Raw genomic sequence first — 14503 nt, 5'->3', positions numbered from 1 at the left:
ACGCGTTGCGTTGCGGCGAGGCGCTCAAGAGTTCGTCTCCTTCGATGCGGTACGTTGCGCAACCGGAGCGGCCTTGGAGCCGTTCGTATTCGACGCATTCGCATTCGCGCCTTCGGCGTTCGGATCGCTGTCGTCCGTCATCGGCACAATGTGCACGCGCACCGTCGCGCCGGGGCGCACGCGCTGCACGCCGTTGACGACGATGCGGTCGCCCGGCTGCAGACCCGCCGTGATGACGCGCAAGTTGCCCTGCTGCTGGCCGAGCGTCACGTTGCGGTACGACACGCGGTTCTCGGCGTCGACCGTCAGCACGTACTTCTTGTCCTGATCGGTGCCGATCGCCACGTCGTCGACGAGCAGCGCCGGATGCGGCGCGCCGCCGCCCACCTTGATGCGCGCGTAGAGGCCCGGCACCAGCGCGCCGTCCGCGTTGTCGAAGCGCGCGCGCACGCGGATCGTGCCCGACGACGTATCGAGCCGGTTGTCGACCGAGGCGATCGTGCCGCTGCGCGAATAGCCGCTTTCGTTGGCGAGGCCGAGCTGCACCGGCACGCTGCCGCCACTCCTCGCGCTGCCGATGTATTGCAGATAGGTCTGCTCGTCTACATCGAAGGACGCGTAGATCGGCGAGACGGAGACGAGCGTCGTCAGCGCCGGCGAGCTCGCGCCCGCCGAGACGATGTTGCCGAGCGTGATCTCGGCGCGCGACACGCGGCCCGACACGGGCGCCACGATCTTCGTGTAGCCGAGATTGATCTGCGCGGTTTCGAGCGCGGCTTGCGCGGCCTTCAGGTTCGCGGCCGCTTCACGCGCGTCGTTCTGCTTCTGATCGTAGTCGCGCTTGGCGATCGCGTTATCGGCGATCAGCCGTTGCGCGCGCTCCCAATCGCTTTGCGTGTAGCCGACGCGCGCCTGCGTGGCGGCCAGCTGCGCGGCCGTGCGATCGACCTCGGCCTGGTATGGGCGCGGATCGATCACGAACAGCACGTCGCCCTTGTTCACGAGCTGGCCGTCCTTGAAATTCACGGACACGATCGTGCCCGACACGAGCGGCCGGATATCGACGCGATCGACGGCTTCCAACCGGCCCGAGTAGCTTTGCCAATCGGTGACGGTGCGGTTCAGGACGTTCGCGACATCGACTTCCGGCGCCATCTGCGCCTCGGCATGCGCCGGCGCGCTGGCATTGACACGAATTGCGCCGAACGTGCCGAGCGCGGCGACGACGATCGTTGCGGTGGCGGCTATCGCAATGCGGGAGCGGGTAAAACGCTGAGACATGTTGACCTCCGGTTTCTTGGATTTTTGGCGAAAGGGTTATTGAGCCGTGCGCGCCCTAGCGATGCGCGCGCAGATCCAAACGACATTCGAAAAAGCGCACGGCTTCCTGCAAGGCCGGCGTGTGCTGGGCAAGCGCGGCATGCGAGACGCTCGGGAAACGGATGACCTGCGTCAGCACACCGGCGCCGATCAAATTGCCTGCATACTTCTCCGCCTCGACATGCAGCACGTCGTTCTGGGCGGTCACGATGAGCGTGCCGGGCAAGCCCACCAGCCGCGACGCCTCGAGCGGCGCTGCGTAAGGATGGATGCGCTGGGCCGCCTGCGGCAGGTAGGCGCGATAGCAGGCCGCGCATTCGCTCGCGGTGATGTCGGAAGACAGGCGCGCGGCGTCGCCGAGGCGCGTGAGGCTCGGATCGAGCATCGGCCCGAAGAGCGCCTGCGCGAGAATCGTCACATCGCCCCGGTCGCGCGCCATGAAGGCGAGACAATTGGCGATCTGCCCGCCCGCGTCGTGGCCGGCCACGCCGATCCGCTTCGGATTGCCGCCGTAGGTGCGAGCCTTGCTTTCGATCCAGCGCGCGGCGCGATAGGCGTCTTCGGGCGCCGCCGGAAACGGATGTTTCGGCGCCAGCGAATAATCGACCGATACGACGAGCGCCGGCAATTGTTCCGACAAAAAGCGCGCGGCAAAATCGGCATCGTCGAGCGTGCCGCGGACAAAACCGCCGCCATGAAAATAAAGCACTATCGGCAATGCGGTTTTATTCACCGGCCGATAAAGGCGTAGCGTAATGTGCTTCTCGTACCCTTCTATCTGCACGTCGCTGACCGCGAGCGCACGCCCGGCGGCCGCAAAAGGCGGAATAAACGGATTGCGGGGATCGAGAACGTGCATGGCCAAATACGCGCAAAGCGCCGAAGTTTCACAATGGAACGAATTGTCGGTTCGGCAAGCTGGCGAATAAATGCCTATAATCCGGCAACACAATTCAGCGAGCCCCAACAATCAGTTGCATCTGTGCGTCCAGTGGCGCCAGATGGGGCGGCCTATTTCCGTGGAGGTTGCGATGGACCGGCTTCAGGCCATGCAAGTGTTCACACGTGTCGTCGACACGAACAGCTTCACCAAAGCCGCGGAGACGCTGGACCTGCCGCGCGCGTCGGTCACGACGATCATCCAGAATCTCGAGGCGTTTCTCGGCGTGCGGCTCATGCACCGCACGACGCGCCGCCTGAGCCTCACGCCCGACGGCGCCGCGTATTACGAGCGCTGCGTGCGCATCCTCGCGGACGTCGAGGAAACCGAGACCTCGCTCCAGAACGGCAACAAGAAGCCGCACGGCAAGCTGCGCATCGACATGCCGGGCTCGATCGGCCGCACGCTCGTGATTCCCGCGCTGTGCGAATTCCATAAGCTCTACCCCGATATCGACTTGCAGCTCGGGCTTTCGGACCGGCCTGTCGATTTGCTGCAGGAAGGGGTCGATTGCGTGATCCGCGTCGGCGCCCTGCAGGATTCGTCGCTGGTGGCGCGCCGCATCGGCTTGTTCGAAGGCGTGACCTGCGCCGCGCCCGGCTATCTAGAGCGCATGGGCGAGCCGCAGACGCTCGAAGACCTGAGCCAGCATCGCGCCGTCAACTATTTCTCGAGCCGCACCGGGCGCGTGATCGACTGGTCGTTTCTCGTCGACGGCAAGGAAATCGATGTCAAGATGGACAGCTTGGTGTCCGTCAACGACGCCGACGCGTACCTGACCTGCGCACTCGAAGGCTTCGGGCTGATCCAGCTCGCCCGCTTCATGGTGCTGCCGCATCTGCGCACCGGCGCGCTGAAGGAAGTGCTGCTCGACTGGAAACCGCTGCCGATGCCGATTTCCGTCGTCTATCCGCACAGCCGGCACCTGTCGCCGAAAGTGCGCGTATTCGTCGACTGGATTGCCGAAGTGTTCGACCGCTGCCCGCTGCTGAGCGGACGCCAGAGCCTTGAGGCGACTTGCAGCAAGCGCACCTTCGAAGAACTCGAAAAAGCGCCGTCGCTCGATACGCCAGTGATTTCGGAGTGGATGGCGTAAGGGTTTGAGGGGTCTTCCGGCTAAGGCGCCCAGGCGCGCAGGCGCGCCGGAACAGCGGCTACGAGGCGAGCCATCGCGGCGTCGAACCGCGGAGAGAACGTCTGGAAGTCGAGGCCGGGCTCGCTGAGCTTGGCGATGCGGTAGGCGTCGTCACGTTGCGCTTTCAGGTTGAAGCTGTGCCAGAACGCGTCGCGGCCTTCCTGCGACACGCCTTCAAACAGGTCTCCATCCTCTTTCGCTTGCCGGAGAATCGTGCGGTAGTAGTGTTTGATGGGTTCATCCCTGTCGGCGCCGTATGACAGGGAGTTCTTCTGGATGAGGTAGCGGTAGTTGACGTCATCGTCGTCGACGACCGGCATTGCGTCCCCAATGCGCCCAATCACCCGTGTGAGGAAAAAAATGTCCTCGAATATCCACATGTCGGGGTAGTCGGGCAGGCAATCCCGCCGGACCACGGGCACGAGGGGACCATCGAGCCACGGCACGTGCTTCTGCTTCATGAACCCGCCGACGGGGGTGCCCGGCGGGCAGCTGCTGTTCACGAATTCTCGCGTGGCGTCGTCAATGCGGGAGATGTTGCATGCCGCGGCGCCATGCTCGAGGGCAAGCGGCACCAGGACTTCGAGGCGGCGCGCAGGGTATTCGTCGTCGACGTCGAGAAAGGCCACCATCTTTGCCGAGGTCGCGGACAAGGCCGCATGGCGTGCTTTCGCCGGGCCGCTTCCGGTTTTCGGCGTGAACACCTGACGAACACGGTCGCCGAGCATGCCTTGCGCGAGCGGGAGGTAATCGAACCCGTCGTCGGCAGCCACGATGACGTCGAAGTCCTGATAGGTCTGGTTCCTGAGGCTTTCCAGAGCGCGAGGCAGGAATTTCTCGCAATGGAACGCTGGAATGATGACGGAGGTGGTGACGGACATGACCCTTGACGTAGGTGGAACGTGTGCGTGGATGCCCTGTGCGGCTGTACCGTCCGGGTAGTGTAGCAAGCGCCGGCTAAAACCCGCGATCCGATCAAGGTCTTCACCCGCGCGAACGCATTGTTCGCGCGCGGCAAAAAAACATTTCGGCAATCCGCCATTTATCGGCGCGAACGCATTCTCTACATTTCGTCCTGTCGCGGCGCTGGTTGTCAGCGCCCCAACGCATAGACAGGAGTTCGATCATGAAGCGCCAACTCATCGCAGGTCTTGCCCTTTCGCTGCTCGCCAGCACGTCTGTGTTTGCGCAAGGCAACGGCATCGGTCACTCCGGCACGTACAACGACTACTCGTGGGTGGGCACGAGCACCAAGACGCGCGTCGAAGTGAAGAACGAAGTCGTGGAAGCTCAGCGAGACGGCTCGTTGCCGTCGATGAACAAGCAGAGCTATCCGAACCTCAGCCTGCAAGGACAGACGCAAGCGGAACGCATCGCGCTGCAGGAGAACCACGACGCGCTGCGTCTTGCGCGCGCCGGGCACTGAACCATTTCTTAGTCACGGATCAAGGAGCGCATCATGCGCAATACACTGCCTTCCGAACTCGATCATTGGAATACCGACACGCCTGTGTGGACGCCATATCGACCGGTGCAACATTGACGCTCGGTCAAAAACCGCTGTCAGCGCCGCCGCTTGGAAGAACGACCGGCGGCCTCGGTCTTCAACACGCCGCCGGCGACCGCCAGGCCGCCCCAAAGCCGATTCGTCCACATCTCGCCTTGGCTAATCGATTGACCGGATAGTGCCGCCGCCAATTGCGGCGCGCTCATCACAATCCGCATGCCCTCCATTTCATCGTGATTTGTCACTGCGCCTCCTTTCTCAGCCATTAATTAGGAGAGCAACGCTAACAAATAAATTTCACGTCTATTTTTTGGGAAATTTGCACACTAATTCGCATAACGCTCTGAATCCCGCCACTACCGATCAGCGACGATCAGCGCTGGGGCACGGCATCGCGCCATTCGCTCCAGTGCGCCGCGATGTCCTGCACGAGCGGATTACCCGCGCGATAGAGATTCTCGACCGCGGGCGTGAATCCGCCTTGCGCCGCGTAGTTGAGTAGATTGTCCGCGCTCGTCTGCCCCGTATAAGGACGATCGAAATCCGATCCCGCGCGCAGCACCGCAACGCGGTTCAAATCGACACGATGCGCATTCGCTGCGCGCGTGAGCGCTTCATAAGTCGCGTTGTCCTCTTGCTGCGTCGTGCAATAGACGCCCTTGCCGTCCGTCAAGAGCTTGGTCCAGTCGCGAGCGCGCTGACCAAGCAAGGTCCCGGACCACCAGTTGTCGCTGGCGAGCGTGTCGCATTGAATCACCGTTGGCGGCTGATTCGCGGGTGCATAGCGGAATTTCGCGCGGGCTGCCTGTGCTTCCTTGCTATCCGACAGCGCGACGTTGCGCGACAAGGCAAACGCCGTATCTGCAAGCTGCGCGTTGAGCTGGAACACCTCCGTGCGATAGTCGAGCGGCGGCTTCTCGCCGGGGCTCTTCGTGTTGATGCCGAGATAGCCCGTCTTCCAGCCGCGCGGAATCTCGCGGCCGTCGAGCTCCCATTGGATGCCGAAGTCCACCAGGTACTTCGCCCACGCCGCCGAGCCGAGCGTGCCCTGCGCCGGATCGATGCCGGCGATGCCCGCGATGAGGAAATACGTCTGCCGCAAATCGAAGCGCGGCGAGAACGCGAGCGCCATCGTCGATGCCGCCGCATTCGCATGGCCCATGCCTGTCGTCATCACGCAGACGTCATGCTGGTTGCAGTGAACGTCGGGATAGTCGGGCGACAAGCCGGCCACCGGAATCGACTGCCACGGCCCCAGGCGATTCAGCCAGACCTGCCCTTCGGGCTCGAACATCGAGATGATCATGACTTTGACGGGGCGGCCGGAAGACACCGTACCGGCGAAGCTGCCGTCGTCCTTCGGCGCCTTCGAAGTGGCCGCACAGCCAGCGAGCGTAAGCACGGCAAGCGTGACGAGGGAGCGAGTCAGCATGGGCGTTTCCTTTCTTATTGACGACAGGTTCGCGGGCACTCTCGTGCCCGCTCATGCAAGAACAATCCGTTGATGGCCGACGCCTTGACCACTTTTTGATGCATCAAGGCGGCGTCATTCGAGCTTCCGGGCACTGCATTCCAGCCGCTGGTCCTGCTGCTCCGGCCCATCTTCCATCCTCTGCTCGAACGCCTTCTTGCTCGCGTAACCGACCAGTTGCCAGTAGCCGGGATACGCCGGATCGAACTTCACGGAAATATAGGGGAATTTGCAAGCAGAATTCCGCTGCTTGAGCCGATAGGAGGCAATGGGGGCTTTGGATTCCAGGTCTTGCTCTACGACATCGTAAGACGTTGCCTTGCAGGTGCCATAAGGCGTCTTCCATTCGATCGTCTTGCTTGTCAGCGTGAGCTGCCCCCAGCAGGACCGGCCTTGGCCGGAAAAGACTCCGGTCAGTGTCGAGGCCTTCGCGTGAACGGCAGTAAAGATACAAAAAAGATTGACGGCATGAACATATCGATTCAGACGAGGCATTGCACATCCATTTTCTTCAAAGCCGATTTCATCGGATACGCGAGCTTGCAGTACATGTCTTGGCGCGAAGCACTAGGCATCGCGCGACTGCTCCCGCACTTGCTTGACCGACGCAGACTCAGCCCCCCGAGTCTGCTTCGCCTTTTGATCGGCAACCTCCGGTTGCTCGAGCACACCATCTCGCACCAACACACTCCGCTGCGGATTCGCGATCTCGATCCCCTTCTCCTTGAAGCGCACCGCGATCTGCCGGTTGAACTCGCGCTGCACCGCCCAGCGCTTCGCATCGTTGCATTGAATCTGCCCGCTCATCGTCACGAGCGCGCCGTCGACCTTGTCGACGCCCCAATACGCGAAGTCCGACAGGATGCCTTCCTTGAACCGCTCGTCCTCGCGCAGCGCCGCGCCGATCTCCTTGAGCGTCGCGACCGCGAGATCGATGTCCTGCCCATAGACGATGCTCACCGAGACCGCCGCGTTGCCGATGCCGCGATTCGTGTTGTTGACCGTCGACACCGAGCTGAACGGCACCGTATAGAGCGAGCCGTCGCCGCCGCGCAGGCGCACGGTGCGGATCGACAAATACTCGACCGTGCCCGACACGCCCGCGAGCGTCACCCAGTCGCCCACCTGCATCGCGTTCTCCATCAGCAGGAAGATCCCCGTGATGAAATCCTGCACGAGCTTTTGCGAGCCGAAGCCGAGCGCCACACCGAAGATGCTTGCGCCCGCAAGCAACGGCGCCGTGTTCACGCCGAGCTCGCTCAAGCCCGTGAGCACGACCACCAGCGCGATCACGATGAAGAGCGTGGCGCGCAGCATCGGCACCAGCGTGCGCAGGCGCGCCGCGCGCACATAGTCGCCGTCCGCGGTCCAAAGGTCGAGACGGTGCTCGAGCGCGACGTTGACCGACTCCCAGACGAGAAGCGCAATGATCGCCGCGGCCGCGATCGTCGTAAGCGCCGACGCCAGGCGATCGCCGACGCTGCCGCTCGCCAACATCTGCCATAGGTGGATGCCCCACACCGAAAGCACGACGTTCGCCGTCACGAGCACGATGATCGCCGAGGCGATACGGCGCAGCATCGGGTAGTAGCGATACGCATGCTGAAACGCAATCGAACCCGCCTCGCCGTCCTTCACATTGAACAGACGCCCGAGCAGGCCGAACGTGATCATCGCGACCATCCGCGCGCCGATCAGCACCAGCACCGACACCCCTCCGCGATGCAGCAGCACGCGATAGCCGTTGTGCACGTCGAGCGCCCAGACGAACCACAGCGCCATCACGAAAAACGCCGCCAGGCCAGCCCAAACGTCGGCCAGCCAGTTGCCGGCGATGAGCAGCGAGCGGTCCCGCGCCGTTGACTTGCGAATCCAGCGCGCCACCGGACGACGGCATTGCAGGATCAGGATCGCGATCATCACATGGCCGATCAGCGTGACGACCTTGACGATGGCCAGATGCGCCTCGGCCGCGAGGCCGAGCGGCAGCGGCACCGCGGCGACGGCCGCACCCGCGCCGAGCACGGCGGCGAGCCGGACGATCCAGCGCTGCGCGAATCCCGCCCAAGTGTCCGACAGTTTCAAAAGACGCAGCCTTGGCGTCTTCGGCGCAAAGAAGAAATCGCCCGCGAGCGCGAGCGCGCGGCAGATCGCGTAGATCTCGATCAGCGAATCGAGCACGCGCGCCGCCGGACTGCCTTCCTCGGTCAGCGCCGACATCAGCCCGATCGCCACGGCCATGAACACCAGCAGCGGCACGGCCCTGAGCACGATGCGCAGCAGTGCGATGGGCAGGCGCTGGAGGACGGTCCAATGGTGCCCCGCCTGCGCCGCAGTGCGGGCGCTCTTTGCCGCAGCGCTGCCTTTAGCAGCGGATGCGGACGGAACGTCTTGCGCCGCATCGGCAAGCCGCCGCGCTTCCTCTTCGATTTCCAGCTTGCGCCCAACCAGCGCCCTCACTCGCTTCTTGAACAAGTAGTACGTCAATGCCGCGAGGATGAAGGCCGGTATCAGCGTGGCCAGCACGACCCACGCGAGATGGCGCAGCAAGGCGGCGTCCTGGGCGCTCGCCATTTCATCGGTCCACCACGCACGCACCGATTGCAGATCGAGCAAAGCGGACGTGGAGCGGCCGAGCGCGTCGCCGACGGTACGCACGCCGCGCACCCCCAGGTGCGAAAGTTGCGCCGCGAGCCCGTTCACCTGAAATGCGGAGTGCGGCGCACCCGACGCCGCGCTCGCCGCCTGCGGCGCCGAAGCCCCGGCCGTAGCGGAAGCTGGTGACGCAGCGGAGGCCGAGGCCGGCGGCGCACTGAGCGCGCCGGCCGCCGCGACGGCGCGCAGCGTGACCTCGATCTGCGCGCGGCGGCGAGGATCGTTCAGTACGTCGAGTGCCTGGCGCGCCTGATCGGGTGTCAGCGCAACCGGGGAAGGATTCGAGGCGGGAGCGGCCGCGGGCGGCGCGGCACGGGATGGAGAGGTGGCCGAAAGAAACGTAATCAGCAGGAATAGGCAAACGAGAACAGTTTTGCGCATAACACGGAAAGAGAATTCAGCGGCAAGCGTAAGGCGCACGCCGCATGCCGGCGTGGCCGGCTTGCACGCGGGAAGTCCCATCGGACCCTGGATAGGGGTATGACCTCGCTTGCGCGCAAATAATTCATTCGGATGCGCTCGGAGCGAGCGCATCCGCGTTCACACTCGCTCCAGCACCGCCATTTCCCGCACGAGCACGAGCAGCATCGACAGGCTCGAGCCACCCGTCGCCCGTTGCTCCGCGATCAGGCGCGCGTAACGCTCGAGCGGCTCCGCGCGCTTGTCACGCCATGCGCCGGCGATCGCCTGGGCCGAGCCCAGCTCGCGCCCCTCGCCGAGCGCGCTCACCGCCACGGCGCGCCGCAAGCGTGCGAACTCCGCAAGCGCCGCAGCACGCGCGAGCAGGTCCCAGTGCGTATGCGTCGGCAACGCACTCGCTCGCTCGGAGATGAACCCGTAGTTGAGCACCGTCGCGAGCGAGAAGTACACGCCCGCGACCAGTTCGAGCGGACGGCCGCTCGCCGCCGCCACGTCGGCGATATCGAGCACCGCCGCCGACACCTCGCCGCTCACCACGTGCATCGCCAGCTCGCCGTCGACGCCCGCCTCCACGAGCGCACGCTGCCGCTCCTGCAGCGCCTCGAGGTCTCCCGCCGGCAGCAGCTCCGGCAATTGCGGCGCGAGGCGCTGCGCCGCATCGCGGCAGCGCGCGATGAGCTCGGCGACGCCGTCGCCGCCGATGCGCTCGACGCTCGTCTGCAGATGCCGCAGGAACCACAGCGCCGCACGCTCGACGAGCCGCGCGACTTCGACGAACATGCGCGCCTGCACGTCGTCGGCGACGCGATTGTCGAGCGCGTCGATGCGGCGCCAGACGTCGTCGAGATCGAACACGTCGCGCGCGACGATGCACGCGCGCACGATATCGCTGGGCTTGGCGTCGGTCTCCTCCTGCAAGCGATGCACGAACGCACTGCCGACACGGTTCACGAGCGCGTTCGTCAAATGCGTCGCAAGGATTTCGCGCTTCAGCGGGTGCCGCTGCATCGGCTCGGCAAAGCGCGCCTGCAACGGCTTCGGGAAGTAGTCGACCAGCATGCTCGCGAACAGCGGATCTTCAGGCACATCGGAGTCGAGCAGCGTGTCGTAGAGCCACATCTTGCTGTAGGCGAGCAACACCGCGCGCTCCGGCGACGTGAGCCCTTGTTTCGCCGCCAGCCGCTCGGCGATCTCCTCGTCGTTCGGCAGGAACTCGATCACACGGTTCAGGCGCCCCAGGCGCTCGAGATAGCGCATCAGCCGCGCCTCGGACTCGAGCGATTCCGCCACGTAGCGCCCCGCGATCGACAGCGCCTGCGTCTGGTAGTAGTTGTCGCGCAGCACGAGCAGGCCCACTTCGTCGGTCATGTCGGCGAGCTGCTTGTTGCGCTGCTTCTCGGTCATCTCGCCGTCGGCCATCACGAGGCCGAGCAGGATCTTGATGTTCACCTCGTGGTCCGAGCAATCGACGCCCGCGGAATTATCGATCGCATCGGTATTGATGCGGCCGCCCTTCTGCGCGAACTCGATGCGCCCGAGCTGCGTGAGCCCCAGGTTGCCGCCCTCGGCCACCACCTTCACGCGCAGCTCCGAGCCGTTCACGCGCACGGCGTCGTTGGCGCGGTCGCCGACCTGCAGGTGCGTCTCGCGGCTCGACTTCACGTAGGTGCCGATGCCGCCGTTGTAGAGCAGATCGACCGGCGCGAGCAGGATCGCGCGAATCAGGTCCACGGGCGCAAGCGATGCCGCGTTGATGCCGAGCACCGCCTGCATCGCCGGCGACACGGGGATGGTCTTTGCGCTGCGCGGATACACACCGCCGCCCGCCGAGATCAGCGACGTATCGTAGTCGGCCCAGCTCGAGCGCTCGAGCGCGAACATGCGCTGACGCTCCTTCATGCTGACGGCCGGGTCCGGGTTCGGATCGAGGAACACATGGCGATGGTCGAACGCGGCGACGAGGCGGATATGCGGCGACAGCAGCATCCCGTTGCCGAACACGTCGCCCGACATGTCGCCGACGCCGACCACCGTGAAATCCTGCGCCTGCGTATCGACGCCCATTTCGCGGAAGTGGCGCTTCACCGACTCCCACGCGCCACGCGCAGTGATCCCCATCTTCTTGTGGTCGTAGCCGACCGAGCCGCCCGACGCGAAGGCGTCGTCGAGCCAGAAGCCGTAGTCGTGCGAGATCGCGTTCGCGTAGTCGGAGAACGTGGCCGTGCCTTTATCCGCGGCGACGACGAGATAGGGGTCGTCGGTATCGGCACGCACGACGTTCGCAGGCGGGATGATCGCGCCGGCCCTGCGATTGTCGGTGACGTCGAGCAGGCCGCGCAGGAAGGTCTGATAGCACGCGATGCCTTCGCGCATGAACGCCTCGCGATCGGCGGCCGGCGGCGGGTTCTTCACGATGAAGCCGCCCTTCGAGCCGACCGGCACGATCACGGTGTTCTTCACCATCTGCGCTTTCATCAGCCCAAGCACTTCAGTGCGGAAGTCCTCGCGGCGGTCGGACCAGCGCAGGCCGCCGCGCGCGACGCGTCCGCCGCGCAGGTGCACGCCTTCGACACGGGGCGAATACACCCAGATCTCGAACATCGGCTTCGGCTCGGGCAGGCCCGGCACCTTTGCCGGGTTGAGCTTGAACGACAGGTACGGCAGCGGCTTGCCGTCGCTCGCGCGGCGGAAGTAGTTGGTCCGCACCGTGGCGTTGATGACGCCGAGGAACTGCCGCAGGATGCGGTCCTCGTCGAGATTCGGCACCTGATCGAGCGCCGCTTCGAGATTCTTCGTCAACTGCTCGGTGTAGGCGGCGCGCGTGTCGCCGAGCGACGGATCGAAGCGCGCGATGAACAGCTCGACGAGCTGGCGCGCGAGCGCCGGATTGCCCGTGACCGCGCGCTCGATATAGGCATCGCTGAAATTCGAGCCCACTTGCCGCAGATACTTCGCGTAGGCGCGCAGGATCGTCACCTCGCGCGAGCCGAGATGCGCGCGCAGCACGAGCCGGTTGAAATCGTCGCTCTCGATCTCGGCCGACCATACGCGCTCGAACGCCTCTTCGAACAGCGCCTTCACGCGCTCGATATCGAACTCGACGTCGTCCGCGAGCTCCAGCCCGAAGTCGTGCACCCAGGCCGGGTTCGAGCCCTCGGGCTCGATCAGGTACGGCCGCTCTTCGTCGACGCGCACGCCCAGATGCTCGAGCATCGGCAGGCTGCGCGAGAGCGCGATCGCCTGCTCGGTGCGAAACACCTTGAAGCGGAACGCGCGCGGCGATGCTTCGATCGGGCGATAGAGATTCATCGCGAGCGGCTTGCCGCCCTGCACTTCCTCGATCAGCTCGATATCGCGCACCGCGGTGCGGGCCGCGTAATCCTCGCGATAGCCGGCCGGAAACGAGTCGCCGTAGCGCTGCAGCAGGCGGTTACCCTGCTCTTCGCCGAAGCTGTCGAGCAGCGCGTCGGCGAGATCGTCCTGCCAGCGCCGCGTCGCCTGCACGAGGCGCGTTTCGAGCTCGCGCGTATCGACTTCGGGCAACGCGCCCGGCTGCGTGCGCACGACGATATGAATCCGCGCGAGCGGCGATTCCGACAGGAGCGGCGTGAATTCGACGGCTGTGCCGTTGAACGCGCCCGTGAGCAGCTTCGCGATGCGGCGGCGCAAATCGGTGTTGTACTTCTCGCGCGGCACGAACACGAGGCACGACACAAAGCGGTCGAAACGGTCGCGCCGCACGAAGAGCCGCGTGCGCTGATGCTCCTGCAGGCGCAGCACGCCGAGCGCGATCTCGTGAAGCTCGGTTTCGTCGGTCTGGAACAGCTCGTCGCGCGGATACTGTTCGAGCACCGTCACGAGCGACTTGTAGAGGTGGCCCTTGGCGAGAAACCCGGCGCGCCTGACGATGTTCGCGCATTTGCGGCGCACGATCGGAATGTCCGCCGTGGAAACCGTGTAGGCCGTCGACGTGTAGAGGCCTATGAAACGCCGCTCGCCGCGCAGCTTGCCGTCCTCGCCGACGAGCTTCACGCCGACATAGTCGAGGTATCCGGGCCGGTGCACGGTGGCGCGCGAATTGGCCTTGGTCAGGAAGATCGGCGCGGGGCCGCCGATGATGTCGGCAGCCGCTCCCGGCAATGGCGTGATGTCCGGCGCGCCGGATGGGCGCAGCGCTTCGCGAAGAATGCCGCATCCTGTGTTGGGTATGCCACGCAGCGCGAAGCCGCCGTCATGGGTGACCAGCTCGTAGTCGCGCTGGCCGAGAAAGGTGAAATGATCGGCGACCATCCATTCGAGGAACGCGCGCGCTTCGACGCCATCCGGGCTCGTCTCGCGCGCGGCCATGTTCTTGATCGTGCTCTTGGCGACGTCGGTGATCTTCGGCCAATCCTCGACGGCAGCGCGCACGTCGCCCAGCACGCGCGCCAGAGTCGCGCGCAGCTCGGCGAGCTTCGCTGCATCGCCGCAACGGTCGATCTCGAAGTGAATGAACGATTCGAGGTGCGACGGCGCTTCGTCGGCCTCCCCGGCAAGCGCCGCGCCGCCGGGCGCGACGCGTTCGATCGCGCCGTTCGCGCCGCGCCAGACGCGAAACACCGGGTGCAGCCCCGAATGCAGCGCGAGCCCGCAGCGGTTCACCTCCATCGTCACCGAGTCGACGAGGAACGGCATGTCGTCGTTGACGATTTCGATGACGGTGTGGTCGGAATGCCAGCCGTGCTGATCGAGCACGGGGTTGTAGACGCGCAGCTGCTCGCTGCCCGAGACGAATTTCTGCGCGGTCTGCCAATGCGCCAGGGCCGCGCCGTAGAGGTCGGCGATGCCGCGGCTTTGCACGTCGTCCGCATCGGCCTGTTCGTAGTAATGCAGCAGGAAGGGTTCCACCGCGGCGAAGACGGGTTCCGGCAATCGTCCCCGCGCGTAGTCCACGACATCGTTGATCAGGTGCGCGACTGCATCTTCGTTCTTCGCTTCCATGACGTCTTCCTCCACTTGGGGTGACCATCTGGCCTGCAACTTTGAACGGCATTATGCGCCTCCCGCGAGGCACTT

At 64.8% G+C, this 14503-nt stretch carries 10 protein-coding genes; 2 read left to right on the top strand and 8 right to left on the bottom strand.

What is annotated here, in order from left to right:
- Positions 1 to 24: 24 nt before the first annotated feature.
- Both FAZ69_RS01645 and FAZ69_RS01640 read right to left on the bottom strand, forming a co-directional pair.
- Entirely contained in the window at positions 25 to 1281 is a 1257-nt protein-coding gene (locus FAZ69_RS01645) for an efflux RND transporter periplasmic adaptor subunit (RefSeq protein ID WP_136892189.1), read from the bottom strand.
- A gap of 55 nt (positions 1282 to 1336) precedes the next feature.
- Entirely contained in the window at positions 1337 to 2179 is an 843-nt protein-coding gene (locus FAZ69_RS01640; protein WP_136892188.1) for an alpha/beta hydrolase, read from the bottom strand.
- 172 nt (positions 2180 to 2351) lie between these two features.
- Between FAZ69_RS01640 and FAZ69_RS01635 the strand changes: the two genes are divergently transcribed.
- Positions 2352 to 3356: a LysR family transcriptional regulator gene (locus FAZ69_RS01635; RefSeq protein WP_136892187.1), complete on the top strand. Its 1005-nt coding sequence runs from the start codon at positions 2352 to 2354 to the stop codon at positions 3354 to 3356.
- A gap of 20 nt (positions 3357 to 3376) precedes the next feature.
- Here the strand turns inward: FAZ69_RS01635 and FAZ69_RS01630 are convergent, their stop codons facing one another.
- On the bottom strand, positions 3377 to 4276 hold the full coding sequence (locus FAZ69_RS01630; RefSeq protein WP_136892186.1) for a glycosyltransferase family 2 protein: 900 nt from the start codon (positions 4274 to 4276) through the stop codon (positions 3377 to 3379).
- A gap of 245 nt (positions 4277 to 4521) precedes the next feature.
- Here FAZ69_RS01630 and FAZ69_RS01625 point away from each other — a divergent pair, with 245 nt between their 5' ends.
- A complete protein-coding gene (locus FAZ69_RS01625) occupies positions 4522 to 4821 on the top strand; it encodes a DUF4148 domain-containing protein (protein ID WP_136892185.1) in 300 nt (99 codons plus the stop codon).
- 137 nt (positions 4822 to 4958) lie between these two features.
- Here FAZ69_RS01625 and FAZ69_RS01620 read toward each other — a convergent pair whose 3' ends face one another.
- From FAZ69_RS01620 to FAZ69_RS01600, 5 genes are all read right to left on the bottom strand, one after another.
- Positions 4959 to 5120, bottom strand: coding sequence for a hypothetical protein (locus tag FAZ69_RS01620; RefSeq protein ID WP_169708509.1), 162 nt, complete (start codon positions 5118 to 5120; stop codon positions 4959 to 4961).
- Between the two features lie 155 nt (positions 5121 to 5275).
- Positions 5276 to 6334: a purine-nucleoside phosphorylase gene (locus FAZ69_RS01615; protein WP_136892183.1), complete on the bottom strand. Its 1059-nt coding sequence runs from the start codon at positions 6332 to 6334 to the stop codon at positions 5276 to 5278.
- 114 nt (positions 6335 to 6448) lie between these two features.
- Complete coding sequence (locus FAZ69_RS01610) at positions 6449 to 6868, bottom strand: hypothetical protein (protein WP_136892182.1); 420 nt, start codon at positions 6866 to 6868, stop codon at positions 6449 to 6451.
- A 72-nt stretch (positions 6869 to 6940) separates the two neighbouring features.
- On the bottom strand, positions 6941 to 9409 hold the full coding sequence (locus FAZ69_RS01605; protein ID WP_136892181.1) for a mechanosensitive ion channel domain-containing protein: 2469 nt from the start codon (positions 9407 to 9409) through the stop codon (positions 6941 to 6943).
- Between the two features lie 159 nt (positions 9410 to 9568).
- Positions 9569 to 14428, bottom strand: a complete 4860-nt coding sequence (locus FAZ69_RS01600; protein WP_136892180.1) for an NAD-glutamate dehydrogenase — start codon at positions 14426 to 14428, stop codon at positions 9569 to 9571.
- Between the last annotated feature and the right edge of the window lie 75 nt (positions 14429 to 14503).

This window comes from Trinickia terrae, from assembly GCF_005144415.1.
In the GTDB taxonomy this organism is placed as follows: Bacteria; Pseudomonadota; Gammaproteobacteria; order Burkholderiales; family Burkholderiaceae; genus Trinickia_A; species Trinickia_A terrae.
The sequence above is the reverse complement of the archived record's forward strand: the minus strand, read 5'-3'. Positions and strand labels throughout refer to the sequence as shown.

Excerpts from the sequence above, each read along its gene's own strand:
- FAZ69_RS01600 (WP_136892180.1), bottom strand. The coding sequence starts at position 14,428 with ATGGAAGCGAAGAACGAAGATGCAGTCGCGCACCTGATCAACGATGTC.
- FAZ69_RS01635 (WP_136892187.1), top strand. The coding sequence starts at position 2,352 with ATGGACCGGCTTCAGGCCATGCAAGTGTTCACACGTGTCGTCGACACG.
- FAZ69_RS01620 (WP_169708509.1), bottom strand. The coding sequence starts at position 5,120 with ATGCGGATTGTGATGAGCGCGCCGCAATTGGCGGCGGCACTATCCGGT.
- FAZ69_RS01640 (WP_136892188.1), bottom strand. The coding sequence starts at position 2,179 with ATGCACGTTCTCGATCCCCGCAATCCGTTTATTCCGCCTTTTGCGGCC.
- FAZ69_RS01610 (WP_136892182.1), bottom strand. The coding sequence starts at position 6,868 with ATGCCTCGTCTGAATCGATATGTTCATGCCGTCAATCTTTTTTGTATC.
- FAZ69_RS01645 (WP_136892189.1), bottom strand. The coding sequence starts at position 1,281 with ATGTCTCAGCGTTTTACCCGCTCCCGCATTGCGATAGCCGCCACCGCA.
- FAZ69_RS01605 (WP_136892181.1), bottom strand. The coding sequence starts at position 9,409 with ATGCGCAAAACTGTTCTCGTTTGCCTATTCCTGCTGATTACGTTTCTT.
- FAZ69_RS01625 (WP_136892185.1), top strand. The coding sequence starts at position 4,522 with ATGAAGCGCCAACTCATCGCAGGTCTTGCCCTTTCGCTGCTCGCCAGC.
- FAZ69_RS01615 (WP_136892183.1), bottom strand. The coding sequence starts at position 6,334 with ATGCTGACTCGCTCCCTCGTCACGCTTGCCGTGCTTACGCTCGCTGGC.
- FAZ69_RS01630 (WP_136892186.1), bottom strand. The coding sequence starts at position 4,276 with ATGTCCGTCACCACCTCCGTCATCATTCCAGCGTTCCATTGCGAGAAA.